At 33.6% G+C, this 22,693-nt stretch carries 14 protein-coding genes; 2 read left to right on the top strand and 12 right to left on the bottom strand.

Features of this window, described 5'->3' with window-relative positions; translation table 11 throughout:
* Positions 1 to 17: 17 nt before the first annotated feature.
* From ACHMWN_RS08420 to surE, 11 genes are all read right to left on the bottom strand, one after another.
* Positions 18 to 1,436 carry a glycoside hydrolase family 125 protein gene (locus ACHMWN_RS08420; protein ID WP_397299627.1) on the bottom strand — a complete coding sequence of 473 codons (1,419 nt, stop codon included), beginning with the start codon at positions 1,434 to 1,436 and terminating at the stop codon, positions 18 to 20.
* A gap of 36 nt (positions 1,437 to 1,472) precedes the next feature.
* Positions 1,473 to 2,348, bottom strand: a complete 876-nt coding sequence (locus ACHMWN_RS08415) for an ROK family protein (RefSeq protein WP_397299625.1) — start codon at positions 2,346 to 2,348, stop codon at positions 1,473 to 1,475.
* 213 nt (positions 2,349 to 2,561) lie between these two features.
* A complete protein-coding gene (locus ACHMWN_RS08410) occupies positions 2,562 to 5,195 on the bottom strand; it encodes a glycosyl hydrolase 2 galactose-binding domain-containing protein (protein WP_397299622.1) in 2,634 nt (877 codons plus the stop codon).
* Between the two features lie 19 nt (positions 5,196 to 5,214).
* A complete protein-coding gene (locus ACHMWN_RS08405; RefSeq protein WP_397299619.1) occupies positions 5,215 to 7,512 on the bottom strand; it encodes a GH92 family glycosyl hydrolase in 2,298 nt (765 codons plus the stop codon).
* A 167-nt stretch (positions 7,513 to 7,679) separates the two neighbouring features.
* A complete protein-coding gene (locus tag ACHMWN_RS08400; protein WP_397299616.1) occupies positions 7,680 to 9,314 on the bottom strand; it encodes a SusD/RagB family nutrient-binding outer membrane lipoprotein in 1,635 nt (544 codons plus the stop codon).
* 13 nt (positions 9,315 to 9,327) lie between these two features.
* A complete protein-coding gene (locus ACHMWN_RS08395; RefSeq protein WP_397299613.1) occupies positions 9,328 to 12,411 on the bottom strand; it encodes a SusC/RagA family TonB-linked outer membrane protein in 3,084 nt (1,027 codons plus the stop codon).
* Between the two features lie 370 nt (positions 12,412 to 12,781).
* Positions 12,782 to 13,786 (bottom strand): LacI family DNA-binding transcriptional regulator, encoded by a 1,005-nt coding sequence (locus ACHMWN_RS08390; protein WP_397299611.1) that lies wholly within the window; start codon positions 13,784 to 13,786, stop codon positions 12,782 to 12,784.
* A gap of 95 nt (positions 13,787 to 13,881) precedes the next feature.
* A complete protein-coding gene (locus ACHMWN_RS08385) occupies positions 13,882 to 14,526 on the bottom strand; it encodes a hypothetical protein (protein ID WP_397299610.1) in 645 nt (214 codons plus the stop codon).
* Between the two features lie 113 nt (positions 14,527 to 14,639).
* A complete protein-coding gene (lpxB, locus tag ACHMWN_RS08380) occupies positions 14,640 to 15,743 on the bottom strand; it encodes a lipid-A-disaccharide synthase (protein ID WP_397299607.1) in 1,104 nt (367 codons plus the stop codon).
* 14 nt (positions 15,744 to 15,757) lie between these two features.
* The gene (locus ACHMWN_RS08375; protein WP_397299604.1) at positions 15,758 to 16,027 is read right to left on the bottom strand and encodes a stationary phase survival protein SurE; all 270 of its coding nucleotides are present in this window, start codon (positions 16,025 to 16,027) and stop codon (positions 15,758 to 15,760) included.
* A gap of 1 nt (position 16,028) precedes the next feature.
* Positions 16,029 to 16,868 carry a 5'/3'-nucleotidase SurE gene (gene surE / locus ACHMWN_RS08370; protein WP_397299602.1) on the bottom strand — a complete coding sequence of 280 codons (840 nt, stop codon included), beginning with the start codon at positions 16,866 to 16,868 and terminating at the stop codon, positions 16,029 to 16,031.
* A 173-nt stretch (positions 16,869 to 17,041) separates the two neighbouring features.
* Here surE and ACHMWN_RS08365 point away from each other — a divergent pair, with 173 nt between their 5' ends.
* Positions 17,042 to 19,921, top strand: coding sequence for an insulinase family protein (locus ACHMWN_RS08365; RefSeq protein WP_397299599.1), 2,880 nt, complete (start codon positions 17,042 to 17,044; stop codon positions 19,919 to 19,921).
* 104 nt (positions 19,922 to 20,025) lie between these two features.
* Complete coding sequence (locus ACHMWN_RS08360) at positions 20,026 to 22,410, top strand: hypothetical protein (RefSeq protein ID WP_397299596.1); 2,385 nt, start codon at positions 20,026 to 20,028, stop codon at positions 22,408 to 22,410.
* Positions 22,411 to 22,463: 53 nt separating this feature from the next.
* On the opposite strand, the gene ACHMWN_RS08355 is transcribed toward ACHMWN_RS08360, so the two are convergent.
* A complete protein-coding gene (locus ACHMWN_RS08355) occupies positions 22,464 to 22,649 on the bottom strand; it encodes a CsbD family protein (RefSeq protein ID WP_219489440.1) in 186 nt (61 codons plus the stop codon).
* Positions 22,650 to 22,693: the final 44 nt, after the last annotated feature.

Here is a 22,693-nt window from a genome sequence, read left to right as displayed (position 1 = left end):
TTAGTATTTTTGGTTTTCTATTTCAATAAATGAGGTTTTTCATTGTATACTTTCCATAAAAACTCACCGAAAAGTGTATTTGCCCAAGCAAACCAACTGCGTGTAAAGTTCTTAGGATCATCTTTATGGAAACTTTCATGCATAAACCCTTTACCTGCATGTGTACGTTTCAGCATGGCGATACAATTTTTAATTTCAGCGTCGTTAACAGAAGTTAAGCCTCGCATGGTTATCGCCATTGGCCAAATCATATCCGGACCAATATGCGGTCCACCAACGCCTTCCGCAGCTGTACCTTTAAAAAAGTAAGGGTTATTGCTAGATAAAATGAATTTTCTAGTGTTTTTATAAATTGGATCCTCCACGTTTATAGCACCCAAATATGGCATAGATAATAAACTTGGTACATTGCTATCGTCCATTAAATATGCACTTCCAAAACCATCAACTTCAAAGGCGAACATTTTACCGAACTCGGGATGATCTTTAACTGCATATTTCTTTAGCGCTGCATCAACTTCATTTGCTAAAGCTGATAATTTATCTGCCAAAACTTTATCGTTGTGTAATGCAGTAACCATTTCTGCAGCATGTTTTAAACTACTTACCGCAAAAAAGTTAGATGGAATTAAAAATGGATAAACGGTTGCATCGTCACTTGGGCGGAAAGAAGAGCAGATTAAACCCACTGGTTTTACAGGAAATCCATAGCCACTCATAGAAAGCGTGTCGGTTGGGTATAAACTTTCACGTTGAAAGCGATATGGTCCTTTGTTTTCTTTACGTTGCTGTTCGATAAACGTCTTTAACGTGGTTTCTATTGCTTTTTTCCAGTCTGCATCAAAAGGAGCTTTATCACCCGTTTTTTTCCAATAATTATAAGCTAAACGAATGGGATAACATAGTGAGTCAATTTCCCATTTGCGTTCATGAATACCAGGTTTCATGGCAGTCTTATCGCTTTTCCATTCGCCTACTTTATTTTCGTCATTGTAAAAAGCATTAGCGTACGGATCTTTTAAAATGTATTGCGTTTGGCGATTTATTACACCTGCAATAAGATCTTTTATTTTTTGTTCTTCATTCACAAATTGCAGGTATGGCCATACTTGCGCTGAACTATCTCGCATCCACATGGCATCAATATCCCCAGTAATTACATACGTATCTGGCCTACCATTTTTAATAGTATGGGTAACTGTGGTATCCAATGTATTTGGAAAACAGTTCTCGAACAACCAACCCAATTCTTTATCGGCTACATTAGCTTGGAAAGTTTTAATGGCTTTATCAACTGCAACACTTGTAAAATGACGTTTTGAAGCTGCAACTCTTACTACTGGAAAATCTTCGGGAGCAACGGCAAAGGAGAATTTAGATGCAAGTACACCTGCACCTAATAATCCTGTATTTTGTATAAATCTTCTTCTTTTCATAATTAGATTTTTAGATAGGTTGATTTTAATTCATCGTTATTTAGCTACTAAATCCCAACAGCTGGCAGCTCCAATTAAAGCCGCATGTTCATTTAATCCTGTCAGTTTAATTTCTGTATCTAAGTGAAATGCTTTTAAATTACTGATTAAATGAGGTGAGAATAAATTAAAGGCTTGCGAAATATTACCGCCTAGCACCACAACTTCAGTATTTTTCTCTTTGATGATATCAGCTAAAAAATGTCCAAGTGCTCGACCAAATTCGTTAAATACTTGTTTAGCGTATGGATCATTATTGGCAATAGCTGCTAATTCTTTAACACCGGCCAATTTTTTACCTGTTAAGCTGAAGTATTTATTTACAAACCATCTGGTAGAAAGATAATCTTCTGCTATGCCACCCAAAAACTTCGAATCCCATAGTGCTGCATCTTTTGCAACACCATTTATAGAAACTGCAGATCCTAATCCTGTTCCTAAAGTTAAGCCAAGTGCATTTGTATACCCTTTAGCAGCTCCGTTAAAAACTTCGCCTTGCATAAAGGCAGCTGCATCATTTATAAATTTGATATTAGATGGCTCAATGTGTAAACGCTTGGCCAATTCTTCTTTGATATTTATGAGATATAATGACTTAAACTTATCTTGGTCTTTAATTAAGGAAATTCCATTTTTGTAATCAAAAGGACCTGGCATAGCAATGCCTATTTGTCGCTCGTTAGGTGCCGATCCTTCAAATGCTTTATTGATTACTTTGCACCAATCGTTTAGAATTTCTTCTTTATCTTTTTTTGAATCTACTGCGTTACGTTTAATAGAACCTTTAATTAAGGTGCCATTTTCTAAATTTACTAATGCGGCCGTAATGTGCGAACCACCAATATCTACCCCTAATACAACAGGTTTGCTCATGTTTATTTTTTATTCTATTCTAGTATCCTTATCAAAAGTATTAATTATTAACCTAAACAGGTTTCTCATTACTTTAATCAATTAATGAGTCCTATTTGTTAACTCATATTTAAACTCAAGGATTTTCTTGGTTAATCTCTTCACTCTATTATTTAACAACACATTGATTTTCAACAATATGTAGCAAATATTCTAATCTTTATCACACTTATATTAAAATATGACCTTATTTATTTTGTCAACATTCCATCCGTAAACTTCTATTGCACAATCCTTTAAATCAACATTGTTACAATCTACACTAACCATTTTAGAGGTTCCAGGTAGAATACTTACGTAATTATCCGAATAAAAAGCAGGCAATATTCTTTTACCTGTTTGTTTATCTATTAATGCTATTCTAGTAAAGAAAGCTACAGGCTGATTGGAAGGAGCGGTCAATTTAACTTCTACTTTATTCTTGGCTATTACTTTAGATTGAATTGAAACTGAAGTTTTATTCATTTTTTGTAAACCTTTATAAGTGCCATCCTCATCTTCTAGCCAATAAAAGTTCTCACTTAATACCTGCTCTTTTTCGTTTAGCAAAGACAACTGGATAAACAGTCCATCTTTTTGCTTCAATTTCTCTATTGCACTTTTTATAGAAAAACATTTTTTAACTGTGGCTGGGTTGATTTCATAAAAAATCTGATCTAGAAAATAGGCCTTCCCTGTCATATCATAGGCCGTGGCTTTTACCATTAAATTACGTTTTGGCACGAAATGATTATTGACAACAGTAATCATACTATCAGCAGGATTTAACATGATATGTAAAGGTTCACTCCCCAACCTTAATCCATATAAAGCTGCATTTACATCCAAATAATAATCATACATCTGACCTCGTAGTGCTGTCCAAGGGTTTTGAGTTTTCCAGATAATCGATCCAGTGTACCAATCCCACATGTGTGCAGAAAAACCTTCCATTAAAGCTCTATATTGATTGTAATTCACCAATTGTGCCTTTTGTGCAAAGTCTTGTACGTTTTTGGCTTCTCCATAAGGTTTGATGTATTGGTCATAGCCAATATATTTATGATATTCCCAAACTGAATCTACTTTATTAGGATATTGTGGTGCAATGAGGTTGGCTTCTGGAATAAATCTTTTTAAGGATTCGTAATCACCCGTACCTACAGAGCCAATTTCAGAATTGAAGGGAAAAGTTCTATTTGTCCAAAATGTTCGTGGGTTTTGGATATTGTATGGTCCATCTCCATTACCGCCAAATGTATTTACAGACATCGCATCACTATTAGAAAAGTCGATAAAAGTGCGAGTGCCATCTAATTTTGGCAAAACTTCATCACGTAGTGGAATAAGGATATCATCAGGTGGTGTAATTTCATTTCCTCCACACCAAAAAGCCAGTGAAGCATGATTTCTAATCATTTTAATTTGATCAGCAGCGGCTGTTAAAACCAATTGATGATTGTCTGGATATTTTCTTCTTGACCATTGATCTTCTTTTTTAAGTGGATCATACCATCTGCCATTAGCATCGCCACTAAACCAAAAATCCTGAAAAACCAATAGGCCGTATTTATCGCAAGCTTCGTAAAATTCTGGTCGTTCAGTGATAGCCCCGCCCCATATCCTGATCAGGTTCAGGTTCATTTCTTTATGGAAACGGATCTCTGCATCGTACCTCTGCGGTGAAAACCTTAATATAGCATCAGAAATAATCCAATTGCCACCTTTGATAAAGATTTTCTGTCCGTTAATGGTCGTTTCCATACTTTGCGTATGGGCATTGAAAGTTGTTTCGATTTGCCTTACTCCTATGTTTAAATTTTCCTCATCTGAAACTGTATTAGAAATTATAAACTGTATTTTAACTGGATATAGATTTTGTTCACCATACCCATTTGGCCACCACAATTTTGGATTCGATAAAGAAAGTTGTGGCAATAGGACTTCTGTAGTTTTATTTGCAGGTAGCACAACCTTGGCCTGACTTGTTTTACCAGCCATCGTCAATACCAATGTACCAGCAACTGATTTGGGACTTGTATTTATCAACTCAGCAGACGCTTTAATCATTGCGGGTTGTTGCTGACCTTCTACCGAACGTTTACCAGGAACTAAGGTTACAATATGAGGATTTTGCAAGTTCACCACTTTTGTTTTTTCTATGGTTACCTTGTCCCATATCCCAGTATTGCGATCTCTAATGGGTTGTATCCAATCCCAACCTGCAGTATATTGTGTAGTTAAGCCTTTGGCAATGGTTCCATCACCACCTTGCCCACCGTTAGGGTCTCCAGGAAAATCTGGCGGATACACCAATACCGCTAAACGGTTGTTTCCATTGGCTGCCAATAAAGATGTAATGTTATATTGCTGGCGTAAGTGCATGCCTTCATGTATTTGTGCATTTACCTTTTTACCGTTTAAAAAAATCTCTGTTTTATAGTTTACACCTCTAAACTGTAACCAAACCTGTTCGTCTCCTTTGGCTACTTGAGTAAATGATTTTACAAACCAATAGGTGTAATAGTCATTTCCAGTATGGTAGATATCTTTGATCAGTTTATTATTCATTCCATAAAATGGATCTGGAACTTTTTTATTATCCAATAAAGTTGTCAATACTGTACCAGGTACCGTAGCTTTCATCCATTGGTCTACTGGAAAATCCGATTTAGACAATTGTGCACCTCCTACTTTAACCTCATTGATATTAGCACAAAACCAACCAGAATTCAGCTCATATTTTTGTTGTGCTGATGCAGGTAAGGCTAAAAAAAAGGAAAGTAAGGTATAGGCTAAAAACAAATAAGCACTTTTTATCATCTTCATAATCTAATGCTGTAGGTAATTAATTCATATTAGAAACTGGTCTGTCCTTAACCGCTACACCAAAAATTTTCGAAGGTCGATTACCCATAAAAATTTGTAGGTTACCGCCTTTTACAATACTCTGGTGCAATACATAGGATTTAGTGTAAGGTTTACCATTAAGCACTATTTTTTGGATATATTTATTTTCAGCACTGTTGTTGATGACTTTGATGACAAACTTTTTATTTGCTGGTAATGAAATTGTTGCTGCGTTTAATAATGGCGAGCCAAAAACATAAGCACCATTTGCAGGGTTAACTGGATAAAAACCTAAAGCAGAAAAAATATACCATGCGGACATTTGTCCTACATCTTCGTTTCCACATAACCCATCTGGCATTGAAGTGAAAAATTCTTTATCAATTTTTCTAATAAGATCCGCTGTTTTCCAAGGCTGACCTACGTAAGGATACAAATATGGAATATGGTGACCTGGTTCATTACCTTGTGCATAATTCCCAATTAATCCAGAAATATCAGGCGAACTTTCCTCCCCAAATTGAAATGGAATAGTAAACAATGAATCCAATTTAGTGACAAAAGATTTTTCACTACCAAATAACTTAACTAATCCTTCAACATCTTGTGGAACCAACCAAACGTATTGCCATGCATTACCTTCGGTATAGTCATCCTCACGATGTTTAGATGCAAATGGACTAAAAGGTGTACGCCAATTACCATCTGCTAATTTTCCACGCATAAATTGGGTTTTCGGATCGAAATAGAGCTCGTAAAGTTTAGCTCTTTTGGTAAAATATTTGTAATCGGCAGTTTTACCTAGGGCTTTCGCCATTCGGGCGATACAATAATCGTCTACAGCATATTCTAAAGCTTTGGCTACAGATTCGTTTACCTTATCTGCGGGAATAAATTTTAATTGTTGAATGTAATCGATACCCTCCGTTTTTTGCATAGCCGATTGTTTAATGGCTTCATAGGCTAATTTTACGTCAAAACCTTTATAACCTTTTAAATAAGCATCAACAATAACTGGAACTGCATGATAACCGATCATCGTATTGGTTTCGCTACCCATTAAGTGCCAAACTGGCAATTTACCTTGCTGTTTATAAATGGTCAACATAGAATTGACTATGTCATTCACTTTATCTTGATGTAGGATAGTATATAAAGGTTGTGCAGCACGATAGGTATCCCAAAGAGAAAAGGTGGTTAAGTTGTTAAAAGTTGCCTTTTTATATACTTTTTTATCTGTACCTCGATAATCTCCATTTACATCATTAAATAATGATGGGGCAACCATAGTGTGATAAAGTGCGGTGTAAAATATTTTTTTTGAATTGGCAGAAGCCTCTATTCTAACTTTTTGTAATTCCTTTTCCCATTTTAGATCTGCCTTTCTCACTGTTTCGGTAAAATTCCAACCTGGTAATTCTGTTTTGAGGTTGAGTACGGCATTTTCAACACTTACAGGAGATATGGCTACCTTAATTTGCAGAACATCCTTTTGAATGGCCTGAAAATTAATAACAGCTTTTAATTGTTTTCCTGTAGCATCGTTTTCATTTTTTAGCAAAGAACCATCGTAAATGGCAATATTTTTAACGGGTTGCGATAATTTAATTACAAAAAATAACCTTTGGTCGGTAGACCATCCTTTCGAATTTCTATACCCAACAATTGTTTGTGGATCTACTAACTTTATTTGTGAAACCACAGCTGCATCCCAACCAATCCCTTCCACTAGATCAAGCATTAAATGTGGGCTCTCTGCATTCTTTTTAAAGGTGTATTGATGAAAACCCACTCTTTCTGTTGCCGTAAGTTCTGCTTTGATCTCATATTTATTTAGCCAAACACTATAATAACCTGCTTTGGCAACTTCTCGATCATGAGAAAAGGTTGAAACATAACCATTAGCCAAATTATCTTTTTGTCCTTTATCTAAAATCAATTTTCCTGTGGTAGGCATAATAGAAATATCACCAAGATCTCCAATTCCAGTTCCACTAAGGTGTGTATGTGCAAAACCAGTAATAGTATTGCTTCCATAATTGTAACCACTGCACCAATCCCATCCTTCAAAAATATTGTTCGGACCTAATTGAACTGCACCATAAGGAACATTAGCACCTACAAAAACATGCCCGTGTTTTGCAGAACCTATAATTGGATCTACGTATTTGGTTAAATTAGTATTGGTATTTTGTTGAGCGCTTGAAAATTGGGTCTGAGAAGCAAGTAATCCAATAGTCAATATCGTTCTTGTGTATTGGTACAATTGACTAATTGTAATTGATTTGAATAGCATAGGATTTATGAGCTTATAGGTAGATAGGTAATCCTATCAAGTGTTGTATCGTTGATAACGTTTATTAAAAATTAGAAACAAACAAAAGAAAGGTATTTGTTGGTTTAGAGCTTTCAACTCTTAAAATATCGACTGGATCGATTATGATCCAGTCGATATAATTGATATTATGGTTTTTTATCCCACCAAAGTTTGGTACCTCCATTATCAGGGCCTCCAAGGGTAGCGATTGCTCTTTGATAACCACCTGGATTACTATTGATAAATTTAGTGCAGAATGGCAATCTGCGGATAAATCCAGTTGTAGAGATTGTGCCTCCACTTGCATTATTAATTACAGGGAAAAGTTTAGGATATCCGGTTCTTCTAAATTCAGACCAAGCTTCTTGTCCATCAGGATAGATTGCAATCCATTTTTGAGTAATGATGCGCTCTAATTTTTTCTCATCAGAAGCAGCACCATCCCATTTAATTGTAACATTACTTAAGTAAGGGCTTCCAGCTAAAACATCATTTTGACCAGGCACTATAGCTTTTGGATCTATGTAAGGTTTAGCAGTACTTGTATTATCTGCTAAATAAGCCACAGCAGAACCACTTACACCCCATTCATCAAAAGAAACTTTCACACCATTTTCGTAATCAACTTGGATGTTTCCTGCATTAGCCCAACCTAATAAAGCTGCCTCTGCTTTTAAGAACCAAGTTTCAGCAGCACAAGCCAATCTAGCTTTTCCATTGGTGCCACTAAAATAATCGCCATTAGCAGAAAGTGCAGCAGGTTTCGAATAACTTCTATACCTATCATTATCTACTAATGTAATTCCATTACGAATACCAATATACTGACCACTTACTGCTGCATCAGCTGCTGGTGTCATGTATTTAGGTAAGCGAGGATCATTATATCCACCTAAAATTGCTCCTAGAGGCGCACCTGCTCTACAATCACCCCAAGAATTGATAATATCATTAATAGGATGACCAGCACCATAATTAATGAAAGCATTATCTTCATTGGTTTCGATTAAGCCGCCATTTGCTGCATTTAATGCTTTTTCTCCTTGTGTTTTAGCCGTAGCCGCATCTGCATACCTAATTCGAATAGCCATTCTTAATCTTAACGTGTTTGCTAATTTTATCCATTTGTTCACATCACCACCATATACCATATCAGCTGCTTTCATTGCGGTAACATCACCAGCATTTGCGGCTAACTTCAATTTTGCAATAGCATTATCTAAAGTAGTAAAGAAGTTGTTATACGCTGCTTGCTGACTATCATAATCTACTGATAAATCGGCATTTGGCTTTCCAAACTTACTATAGATTACTGGTCCGTGTATATCAGAAACTTTTTGTCCTTCTATCACTGTCAAGATACTTAACATGGCTGAACTGTAATTAAAAGTTGTTGAAGCATATGCTTTTGTTCCATCTTCAAAACTCTTTACTTTCTGCATTACATCATCCAACTGGTTGATCATGATTCTATCATTCCAACCATCTTTCATAAAATAATTGGTATTGTTATCTCCACCATATGTGGTTGGGCTCATAAAATACCCACTATAAACATCACCATTTAAGTTCTGCTGCAACTGATAAATCCAATTGGTCTGATTAATCAAGTTACGTTGCACTTCTTTCATTGGTCCTATTACTTTTGTATAATCGGCATTTAACTGTGCATCTGTAAGCCCTGATAAACCTGTGTTAAATTCTTCAAAGTTTTTTTTGCAACTAGCAAATACTGCCATTGCCGCCATTGTAAGGCTTAAAATTTTTATCTTATTTTTCATGATCATTCAATCTTTAAAAACCACATTTTAAACTAAAGCCAAAGCTTCTATAAGTTGGCAATCCAAATACATCAACACCAACACCACCAGCATATACTCCTGAAACTTGTTCTGGATCAAATGGCGCATCCTTTTTAATAAAGAATAGGTTGGTTCCAATTGCGCTTAAAGTAAGATTGCTTATTCCTTTAACCTTTACAGGAACACGATATGATAACGATAACTCTCTTAAGCGAATTGCAGTTGCATTGTACATATAAGCTTCATCAATTTCATTTCTACCACCAATTTTAGAATAATAATCTTGAGCTTTAGTTTTACCTGTCCAAGCTGCACCACCTACAGTTGCTGCATTTGGAATAGTTACACCACCTGCATCTCTAGCATCGGCACTACGTTGACTTACACCATATGAGTCGTAAAATGGTTCAGATAAACTCAATACTTTACCACCAAATTTACCATCAACTAATACGCTTAATGTTAGGTTTTTATAAGTAAAATTATTAGTCCAACCTACAATTGCTCTAGGATTTGGATTACCTAAGTATGATTTGGTTTCATTACGGCTTGGTACACCTTGTGCATCAACTAAAATACGTCCTTGTGCATCGCGTTGGAAAGTTGTACCATAAATATCACCGAAAGATCCACCTTGTTTTAAGTAATTATTTCCACCACCCACAAGCGTTAGTAAGCTATTCGGATCTACACCGAGTGCAGCAGGGAATAATTCAATAATTTTATTTTTGTTGGTACTAAAATTAACAGTTGTATTCCATTTGAAAGCGCCTTCGTTCATTAATTTGTACCCAATAATTGCCTCAATACCGGAGTTCTGAATATTACCGCCAGAAATATCTCCTTTTGTACCTGCAGCCACCCCTGGAGGCAAGGTTACATCTTTTAAGAACTGTCCTTTGATATTAGATTTATACCATGTGAAATCTAAAGTTAAGCGACTTTTGAAAAATCTCCATTCTGTACCCAACTCTATGGTATTGTTCATTTCTGGTCTTAAATAATATCTTGGATCCTGAACTGGTGACCCATCTGGACTTACGAAAGAACCTGCATCGATATTTGGTTGTGGGTTTGTTCTATTATCCTCAATACCATTACCTACTGTTGCATAAGAACCTCTAATTTTTGCAAAGTTGATAGCTTCTGGCATTTTAAACAATTCTGAAAGTACAGCATTGGCACCAACTGAATAATAGTTATACGATTGTTTTGGTGTAAATGCTAGAGTTGAAGACCATTCCTCTCTGTCTGTTAAGTCTAAGAACAATTTGTCTTTATAACCTAATTGTGCACTTGCAAAAATAGACTGTGTTTGGATATGGTGGTTATCAATTCTATAATGGCGACCATTATCATTAGTTCCATTAAAGAGCAGATTAGAAAGAGTAAATAAATTCGGATATGATAAATTTCCATTCTCAATTGTTGTATTGATTTTCTTGATATCTGTAACCGATGCACCTGCGGTATATTCTAATTTAAAATCATCGCTTAAATTATTTTTACCCATAAAGATTAAATCACCGTAATAGGTTTTTGATTCAAATCCATTGTGATAAATTTTACCGTTTGCACCGCTAATAGTAGCTTGAGTAGTTGCATAAACATCTCTTTGTGCTTCAGAATTGTAGTAGTTATAGTTACCACGAGCTTGAACATTTAACCAATCTGTTAATTTATAATTTAATGAAGCTGATGTATAAATGTTCTTGTTCTTGGTTTTAACCTTGTTTCTGTTTAATACCCAATATGGATTTTGTTGGTCATCACCACCGGTATAATTTTTATCTAAGTTGATGTTCCACCAGTTTTGTGCATTTAAATAACGTGAAGGAGAAAAATATTCAAAGTTATTTTTATAACTATCAAAATCCAATCCTCTTGGAAACAAATACAAACCAAGCAATGGACTAAAATACATCCCAGGATTAACCCTGTTTTCTACTTTTTGGATAGAGGCCATTACACTCGCATCTAAAGTTAATCTGTCATCAAAAAACTTGCTTGAATTTCTATAATTCAAGTTGTTTTGATCAAACTTACTAGTTGGAATAATTCCTTTATTAGTAGTGTTTGAATAAGAAAAGAAATTAGTTGATTTTTCGTTACCCGATGAAAAGTTTAAACTGTTGATCCATGTAGAACCTTGATTAAAGAAATCATCAACATGATTTTTTGAAGTACCTTTTGCACCCCAACTTTCTTTACTCCCTGCATCACTTGCAGTTGGCGCAGACGTTTGTAAATAACTATTTTGTAATTCTGGAGTTCCAAAAACATTATCAAAAGTAACACTACTAGAGAAATCAATTTTCCCTACACCTTGTTTTCCTTTTTTAGTAGTGATCAAAATAACACCATTACTACCTGCACTACCATATAAAGCGGTAGCCGCTGCACCTTTTAAAAAGTTGATACTTTCAATATCTTCTGAATTCACTGTACTCAAGATATCTCCATTATCAGGCATTGAACTATAGATATCTACTTTCGCACCTTCAGTTGGATTGGTAATTGGCATACCATCAATTACATATAAAGGCTGAGAATTACGTGTAGATTTATCCCCACGAATAGTGATACGAGCAGCACCACCAACACCACCAGAGGTTCTGTTAATCTGAACACCAGCCACTTTACCATTAAGACTGTTGATTACGTTTGGCGTTTTTACTGTGTTTAATTCATCGCTTTTAATGGTTTGCGTTGAATAGGTTAATGTTTTTGCTTGTCTAGTAATACCTAATGCGGTAACTACTACCTCATTTAAATTACCAGATTCCGATACCAAAGTAATGGTAACTGTTTTGGTATCTGCATTCACTTGAATTGTTTTTGGTTGATAGCCCAGGTAATTTACCTCTAAGGTTACCGAACCAGATACAGTTAAGGAGAAGTTTCCTTTTGCATCTACAGAAGTTCCGTTTGATGTACCCTGTACTTTAACTGATGCGCCAACAAGAGGTGTTTTTTCGTCCTGATCGACAACTGTACCGGTTAAGACCCTAGTTTGGGCCATTACGTTCATAAAGCTAATTAGTGCTATGACTAATAATAGTAGCCGTTTTTTCATAAAGATTTAAATTAAATAAGTTTTTTCTTTGGTTAGTTTTGGTAGTGTAAGTACACTAATTTTTAGACATTAAAATCCATTCATCTTTTTTTAGGTCATATATTATATTTGGGTTAGTTTCTCTTAAATATGCAAATGGAAAACAACTAAAACGTTTTACTAATTGATCAAAACAGAAGTTGTCAAAAAAGTGAACAACTTACATTTTAAACCGTTCACTTAAAGCCGTTGCACAATTTAGTACTTTTCGAACCTTAAGTAAAACGTTTTAGTAAATCAATATTAATTATAAGTCGTGTAAAAAAATAATGCTAATTGTATCTTTTATGTTACATTAAAAAAGAGGCCGTCTCATCACTATTTTTAGCAATTATTTTCTTAAAATTAATTTTGCTGGAATAATAATTTGTTGATCGGGAAGTTTAGTTTTAGATGAGAGTTGATTCAGAATCAACTTAATAATGGTTTCAGCAATTTCCTCCAACGGTTGTTGAATAGTAGATACACTTGGAGTATGCAATTCGAAAGCTTCATGATCATCATAACCAATTACTGCAAATTGATCATCTATCTTCTTATTGATTTGCTTAAGCACTTTTAATCCGCTTATAGCCAGATAATTTGTTGCAAATAATACCGCATCAATCTTTTTTGCTTTAAAAAGTTGCTTAATCTGTTTAATCGTATCTACTTCAGGTTGGTTGAAAGGGATTTTAAGCACTAATTCTTCATCAACGGGGATTGCATAATCAATTAGTGCTTTCTTATAGCCTTCATAACGCTCAATAATTTGCTGTACGTCAATATCAATTGTAACGAGTGCAATACTCTTTTTTCCTTGCTTAATAAAACTTTCTACTCCTTGGTAAGATGCTACAAAGTGATTTGCCCCTACATAATTGGTATTCAATTCTGGCAAATTTCTATCGAATAAGATGACCGGTTTATGCTCATTTAATAATAGCTGAATATCTTCTTCGATACCTTTAATTGGAGAGATAATATAAGCATCTACCTTTCTTGATTTGAATAAATTAATTAGCTCCTGTGCCTTTTCTACATTGTTTTCTGTACTTGAATAAATAATTTTATACCCTTTTTTGTAGGCTTTATCTTCAATTAATCTGGCAATTCTAGAAAAAAAGGAATTCGAAATATCTTCAATAATTAAACCTATAATATTAGAATTACCCGTTCTTAAACTACGGGCAATTTGATTTGGTTTATAGCCACTATCGATAATAATTTGTTGAACTTTTTTTATAACAGCATCACTAATAGATTTCTCTTTAGCCTTTCCATTAATAATAAAAGAAACCGTTGTTATGGATACATTGGCCTTTAACGCAATATCTTTTATAGAGAGTGCTTTCATAATTTGATTTACCTTCTTAAGTAATTAGTAAAACTACTAATTAAATATTTTCAATCTTATTATAATTCTCTTATAGAATATAGTTTTAAGCGAACTTATTTTGTATAAGGGAAATTTCTAGAAACTTTACGCATCATACGTTCTACTAAATCATCTGTAGAAGTAGTAATACCATCATCCATGGTTTTAAAAAAGCGCCATAACAAATTACCACTAACTCCATTATTTAGTGTAAGTGTCAAAGTCCCTGTTCCTGTTTTACCACCAAAACCCCCAAACAATACAGCAGATGCAATGGCTCCAGCTTCTGATTTAGTTTGTTCAGTTTCAAAACGACCCCCTAAAACTGCATCAACTCCTAAAGCTTTTGCAACTTCATCTTTAGTAAACTCATCTAACTTATCGGCCATACCAGCTTTTTTTAACAAAATATTCGTTTTATCTACATCTTGAAACTCGACAGAATAATTCTTCCCTTTTCTTAGCAGGAAAGTGTACATGCTAGATTGAATAGATTTAGACATTGTCTTTTCTTGTTCTTTGTTTCCTTCTACGCTAAAATTTTTAGGTTGTTTTTTATAAGATATTTTTGTGTCAAATGGTAAAATTGCAACTAATTTGTGCTCTGAAATTTCTGATTTTAAATTTGGACTTTCGAAAATTTGTTTAGACCCTTCAAATTGAGCTTTAGCTACAACACTTAAACTAATAATGGTGAGCATTAATAAGATTTTTTTCATGTATATATTTTTTGGACGCAATAATATCCATTCTAATTAAACTATACAAGCGTTTATTTAAAAATCCTAAATATTTAGTTGATCAAAAATTAATTCTCGCAAAAAGAAAATTTTTATCGTAAAAAATCAAAAATTAGCTTTGCAGTTCGTTCAGATGCTCCTGCAGTTCCCATTCTTTTTGCAAGTTTTTCGTAATCATTTAGCATTACTTCTCTTTCTTCACCAGTTAAAATTGAGCCTAGTTCTGTAGTAATTTTTTCTGTTGTACAATCGTTCTGTATCAGTTCTGTAACTACTTTTCTATCCATAATTAAATTTACCAATGAAATAAATCTAATTTTTATAACCAAACGGGCAATTCCAACAGAAATAGCACCTCCCCTATACAAGACAACTTGTGGAACTTTAAAAAGTGCTGTTTCTAATGTAGCAGTTCCTGATGCTACCAAGGCAGCTTCTGCATGATAAAGCAAATTATAGGTTTGCGAAAAAACAAGTTTTACATTTTTATCGCCAATAAATTGCTGATAATAATCTGATGTAAATGTTGGGGCGGCTGCCACCACAAATTGATAATTAGGGAAACTAGCTGTTATACTTAACATATCTGGCAGCAAACGCTCAATTTCTTGCTTTCTACTTCCAGGCAGTAAGGCAATAATTTTTTGGTTGCTTAAATTCTGATTTTTTCTAAACGCTAAGTCTGGTGAAAAATTAGCTATTTCATCTAATAAGGGATTGCCAACATAATTAACTTCCATTCCCCATTGTTTGTAAAAATCTACTTCAAACGGTAAAATGCAAAATAGTTGATCTACTACTTTTTTGATTTTTAATACTCGTTTTTGGTTCCAAGCCCAAACTTTAGGAGAAATGTAAAAACAAACTTTAATACCCTGTTGCTTAGCAAATTCTGCTATTTTAAGGTTAAATCCTGGGAAATCTATTAAAATCAAAGCATCTGGTTGATAAGTTAATATATCTTGCTTGCATGCTTTTAGGTTTTTGAAAACTATTCTCAAATTAAGAATAACCTCTGTAAAACCCATAAAAGCCATTTCTCTATAATGTTTTACCAGTTTACCTCCTTGAGCTTGCATTTTATCGCCACCAAAATATCTAAAATTTGCATTTTGATCTTCAGTTTTTAACGCTTTCATTAAGTTAGCACCATGCAAATCTCCAGATGCTTCTCCAGCTACGAGGTAGTATTTCATTTGAATATCTAGTGTTAAACTTTATAGAAAAAGAAGGCAAAAGCCCATAAAAAAGTAATGCTCAAAATACCTCTTCCAATGTTTTCTTTATTCAATTTAAAAAAATAGTTCATTAAAAAAGCATTAATCGCTACACAGCCTATTAGCAATAAATCAGCATGGCGTAAAGCTGTAATGTGTCGCATTAAATACCAAACTAAAACTCCTGGCACAATTGGAGTAATAAATCCAATTGCAATGCCATTCCAAACTGTATTTTTTATAGCGCTAATTCTTTTGTTCATGTTAACCTAAGCTTTTCCCATCTGGACCAGCGGTTTTATTTACAGTAGATGTTGAGTTGTTGCTATCAGAAAACCCCCAACCATTTAAAATTGGAATAGCATGATGAGCAGTTAAATCAAATTGTACAGGAACAACCGACACAAAACCATGATCTAAAGCCCAAACATCAGTATCTTCTCCTCTATCGTAGTTTTCGAATACGCCAGTCAACCAATAATAAGGGCGTTTATAAGGATCTGTTCTCTCTTCAAAATCTTCTGCCCATTTAGCATTTGCTTGTCTGCATATTTTAATTCCTTTTAAATCAGCTCCTTTCGGGAAATTTACATTGAGTAAAGTAGCTTCTGGCAATCCGTTAGTTAGCACCTTTAAGGCAATGGTTTTGATGAATTTTTTACAATGACTGAAATCCGCTTCTTGAGCAAAATCATCTAATGAAAATCCAATAGAAGGTATTTTTTCTATCGCACCTTCTACAGCAGCAGACATCGTTCCTGAGTAAATTATGTTGATCGAGTTGTTCAATCCGTGGTTAATTCCAGAAACACATAAATCTGGCTTTTTACCTTTAAAAACTTTATTTACAGCTAGTTTAACACAGTCTACAGGTGTACCTGAACATTTGTACATTTCAACTCCAGGGTATAAATCTACCTTATCGAAACGTAAAGGTTTACCAATAGTGATGGCATGACCCATTCCGGATTGAGGTCCATCAGGTGCGACAACTACAACATGTCCGATTTCTTGCATTACTTCAATTAAGCTTTTAATGCCTGGCGCAGTTATTCCATCATCGTTAACAACTAAAATAGTAGGTTTTTTGGCGTCATTATTCATACTGTAAAAATACAAGAAATTATTGGAAGCTTATCTCGGCTTATGGATATTATTAATTTTCGTTTATTTTTATGGAAAGTATGCCTTATCCACTTATATTTGATTATAACTTATTCATTATGAAAATAAAACTACTCTTACTTGTCTGTTTATTTATAACAGGTCAAAACTTAATGGCACAATCCACTTACCAATGGAAAACAGCCACATCGGGAGGTTACACCTACAAATTTGTAACTAACGACCCATCTAAAACTCGTTTTTATACGTTAAAAAATGGTTTAACGGTAATTTTATCTCCTAATACAAAAGAACCAAACATTCAATTTAGAATGAGTGTTAGAGCAGGTAGTAATACCGATCCTAAAAATGCAACTGGTCTTGCCCACTATTTAGAGCATCTTTTGTTTAAGGGAACTGATAAATTCGGAACTGCCGACTGGGCAAAAGAAAAACCATATTTGGATAAAATTGATGCGTTGTATGAGAAATACAACAAAACAACAGATCCAGCTCAACGTAAAGAAATTTACAAAGAAATAGATAAAACTTCTGGCGAAGCTTCTAATTTTTCTATTGCTAATGAGTATGATAAAATGATAGCTGGTATTGGTGGTAGTTCTTCAAATGCGCATACTTGGTATGAAGAAACTGTTTACAATGAAGACTTCCCTTCTAATTCTGTTGATAAATTTTTGGCTTTACAAGGTGAGCGTTTCCGCAAACCTATCTTCCGTATTTTCCATACTGAATTAGAAGCTGTGTATGAAGAGAAAAACCGTGGATTAGATAATGATGGTAATAAACTAGATGAGGCTATGATGGAATTAGTATTCCCAACTCATAATTATGGTCAACAAACTACAATTGGTACAATTGAGCATTTAAAAAATCCATCGTTAATTGAGATAAGAAATTACTACAACAAATATTACGTGCCAAACAATATGGCAGCCATTTTTACTGGAGATTTTAATCCAGATGAAATGATAAAAAAGATTGATAAAACCTTTAGCTATATGGTTTCTAAACCTATTGCATTGTATAATCCTGCTCCAGAAAAACCATTAACAAAAATACAACAAGTTGATGTTTATGGGCCAAGTGCAGAAGCGGTAGAGATTTATTATCGTGGTTTCCCTCAGAATTCTCAACAAAGTTTACTTTTAAATTTAGCTAAAAGTGTTTTATTTAATGGTAAAGCTGGTTTAATTGACATTAACTTGAATAAACAACAAAAAACATTGAGATCTAGCGCAAGCTATCAGCAAATGAAAGATTATGGCGTATTCAATTTATCAGCAACGCCAAGACAAGGACAAACTTTAGAACAAGCTTCTAAATTATTATTAGAGCAAGTTGAACTTTTAAAACAAGGTAAGTTTGATGATGATTTACTAAAATCTATCGTTGCAAACCAAAAATTGGGTTTTTTACAAGCTTTTGATAGCAACAATAATAGAGCAGAAAATTTATCGAATGAATTTATTTTAAACAGAGGTACCGAATGGAATAAAAGTCTTGGTGAAATAGAAGCAACTGCCAAAATTACCAAAGCGCAATTAGTTGCTTTTGCTAACACTTTCTTTAAAGATAATTATGTAATTGGATTTAAACATAAAGGTGAAGACAAAAATGTAATTAAAGTTGAAAAACCAGCAATTACTCCTATTAATGCTAATGGAAATTTAACATCACCATTTGTAAAAAGCATATTAGAAGCTCCTGTAAAACCAATTGCACCGAAATTTTTGGATTATAAAAAAGACATCGTTTTTGGTAAAGTTGGTTTAGCAGAAGTTTTAACTACAAAAAACAACGACAACGCTATTTTTAGAATGAGTTATAGAATTAATATTGGTGCTAATAATTATAAATTGTTGCCGTATGCTTCTACTTACTTAACCTTTTTAGGTACTGATAAGTATACTTCTGAAGAATTGAGCAAAGCATTTTACAACATTGCTTGTACTTACAATGTGAGTGTTGGTACAGAAGTTACAACAATAAACATTAGCGGTTTGCAAGAAAATTTTGATAAAGCAGTAAGCTTGGTTGAACACATATTAGCAAATGTAAAACCTGATGAAAAAGCGTTATCAAACCTGAAAAGCACAATTTTGAAAAGTCGTGAAAACAATAAGTTAAATAAAGGCCAAATTATGAATGCATTGACTTCATATGCACAATATGGTAACGTAAATCCATTTAATAATGTATTGACAAATGCTGAAGTTAATAATATTAAAGCTGAAGATTTAATTTCTCTTATTCATAACTTAACTAATTACGAACATGTAATTACCTACTATGGACCTAAAGATTTAGCCGCTTTTACAGCAGATGTTAAAAAGGTTCATTTAATGCCTAAAGAGTTCACTCCTGCAGCGCCAGCTAAAGTTTATACTTATGCTACTCAAAATGCAAATCAAGTTTATTTTGCAAATTATGACATGGTACAATCTGAAATTCGCTGGTTAAGAAATACTGGTTTGTACAATAAAACTGATGCTGCAAACATTGAAGTATTTAATAGTTATTTTGGTGGAGGAATGGGTTCTATTGTTTTCCAAACCATCAGAGAATCTAAAGCATTAGCGTATTCAACTTTTGCTCAATATGTTTCTCCAGATAAAGCAGATAAACAATATAGCATGATTGCTTATGTAGGTAGTCAAGCAGATAAAATGACTGATGCGGTAAATGGAATGAACGAGTTGTTAAATGTTTTACCACAGAGTGATAAATCATTTGATGGTGCAAAAGCAAATGTGTTAAATGGTCTAGAAACTGCTCGCATCACAAAAGACGGTATCTTCTATTCTTATTTTGCAGATAAAAAATTAGGTTACGATTACGATTCTAGAATAGATTTATACAAAGAATTGAAACCTATTACTTTTGCAAGTATTAAAGATTTCCATACTCAAAAAGTAGCTAACAAGCCATATACATATTTAATTGTTGCTTCAGACAAAAAAGTAAAAATGGAAGATATGCAGAAATTTGGAGCTGTAACTACATTAACTTTAGAACAATTATTCGGGTATTAATAGCCTTCAAAATCTCAAAAAATCGGTTTTCAGAAATGGAAATCGATTTTTTTGTGCCCTCATTTACTGTTGAAAATTTAAACGTTAAAAGTTAACTTTAGCAAATGCGCTTCCTTATTCTGTCCCTCCTTCTTTGCTTAGGTTTGCAAACAACATTTGCGCAAAATTCATTAGAACAAAAAATGGCTTGGTATGCTTTAGCAAAACCAACAAGTAACCTTTTCGTACATTTTGATAAAAATGTATACTCAAATAATGAGACCTCTTACTTCACTGGTTATTTAATCAAAGAAGCAAAAACATCAGCAATTAAACATAAGGTTTTAGCTGTTGCTTTAATTAGAGATATCGACAGCACCTTGTTATTTGAAGATAAATTTTTAATAGAAAATGGATTGTCTTTTGGCAGTTTAACATTACCTGATTCCATCCCAACTGGAAATTATCGATTTTTAGCATACACAGACAAACTAATAAATGGAATACCAGAGGCAATATTCGTTCAAAATATTACTATAAAATCTAGCATCGATCCCGCCTTTAAAGCGAACATCAAACTAGTTGAAGCAGCCAATGCAGACAGCAAATCGTATAAGGTTTTAATTGCTGCCACTACAAAAGACGATCGCTTTTTAACAAAACCTCTTAAAGTGAGCTATACATATGGCAATATTAGGAAAAACACATTTACAGATGCATCCGGACAATCTTTGATTACCTTATCACCACAAGCTAATTTAGCAGATCCTAATATTTATGTGAAATTAAAATCTGAAAAAGATAGCAGCTTTATCAATCTAGCATTGCCGCAAATTAAAAATAAAGCCGTAGTTAAATTTTATCCAGAAGGTGGAAATTTAGTTGCCGGTTTAACCTCGAATATTGGTTGGGAAGTTAAAGATCAACAGCAAATGCCATTAGCCTTAAAAGCATTTCTATATAAAAATCAAAAAATTATCGATACCATTGAAACCAGTAGTTATGGCATAGGAAAGTTCTCCTTAACACCAGAAAATGGAGCAAATTATACCGTTAAACTTATTCATTCGAGTTTAATTGACACACTGTATTATTTACCAAAATCGGTTGAAGAAGGCTTGACTTTAAGCATGCAAAACGCTATCGCTAAAGATACTGTACGATTAAGTTTAAAAAGTAAGGGCTTTAAAAAATTTACCATTCTAGTTCATAATTTTAGAACCAGTTTTTTAACTACTCCATTTGATATGGATCGTGAAAATATCATTATAAAAATACCATTAACTGACGTTCCAAAAGGTTTAGCAACAATTACCATAGTAGATAGTTTAAGTAGGCCCTTAGCAGAGCGGATGTTCTTTGCACATTACAATGATTCAGAAAAATTATCTATAACAACAGATCAAAAAACATATAAACAACGAGAAAAAGTAAATTTAAAGCTCAATCTTAACGTTGATAAAAATGCATTGGTTTCTATTGCTTGTGTGCAAAGCAACAGATTGGAAATCAAAAAAATGAGTGATATTGAAAGTTATACGTACATAAATAACGAATTAAGTCAACTTCCAATTAATAGTAAAGGAAACAGTTATAAAGACCTAAATTATCTAGAGCAAATTTTATTAGTAAAGTCTTGGAGAAGATATACTTGGCAAGGTTTACAAACTATCAATTATACCGACACTGCAAACCTAGTAGATAGTTTAAAAATGAGCGGTCAGGTGACGAAGTCAAAAAAAGAAATAAAAGATTCGTTGGTGATTGGCTCTATGGTAAGCAATCAAATAAATTTAATTAAAACAACTAACAAAGGTCTATTTAACCTAAATCTTGCAGACTTAATTACTCCAGCTGAAAAGAAAATGCATCTTTTTGTTAATGGAAATAATAAACTACCGTTTGCTACTAAAATAGTAATTCATGATGAATTTGCAATGATGAATCAAAGACTGGCTAAATCAACAACTATTGATCAACCAATACTACCATCAACTTTACAAAATAATGCAGAACTTATATTAAAAAACGATGAAAAAGCTATTCGTTTAAAAGAAGTTGTTATTAATAACAAAACCGATAATAGTTTTAATGGCACTGGTGCTAATGCTTGTGGAGATTATGTTTGTTCATACAACAACTTAAATTGTCGCAATCACCCTAATGGAACTCCTGGTAATCATCCACCTATTACTGGCGCAATGTATAATGTAAATGGTTTTCCTACTTTATATCAAGGTTGTACAGTTGTAGATCAAAATATATTTACCCTCATTAAAGGTATTCATCTTCAAAAAGAGTTTTATTTAAGTGATTATAAAGACCCAGTTGAGCCAGCTTTTTTTTCTACAATTTATTGGAATTATGCGACAATCCTAAATGCTGGAAAAGAAACCGAACTAAGCTTTTATACCAGTGACATAACCGGAAAATTTAAAATTGTTGTTCAAGGAATAACAAATAAAGACGTGATTTATTCAGAGAACTTTTTTGAAGTAAAGGGGAAATAAAAAACGACTAGCCAATAAAGGTTAGTCGTTTATTTTATGAATTTAAAAAAATATTAAAGTGAATTAATCCATTTTACTAATTCATCTCTACCTTTTCCTGTTTTTTGTTGAAGCTTACCTAATAACTCGTCATCTTTTCCTTCTTCGTGTGTCAAATCATCTTCAGTTAAATCGCCATATGCTTGTTTAACTTTACCTTTGATTTCATTCCACTTTCCTTTTAATTCTAACTTGTCCATGTCTTTATGCCTATGTTTACAAATCGGTTGATTGCAAAAATAAC

Origin of the sequence: Pedobacter sp. UC225_61, assembly GCF_044452285.1 — a bacterium.
Lineage (GTDB): Bacteria > Bacteroidota > Bacteroidia > Sphingobacteriales > Sphingobacteriaceae > Pedobacter.
Note: the sequence above shows the minus strand (reverse complement) of the source record. Positions and strands in the feature narration are given on the sequence as shown.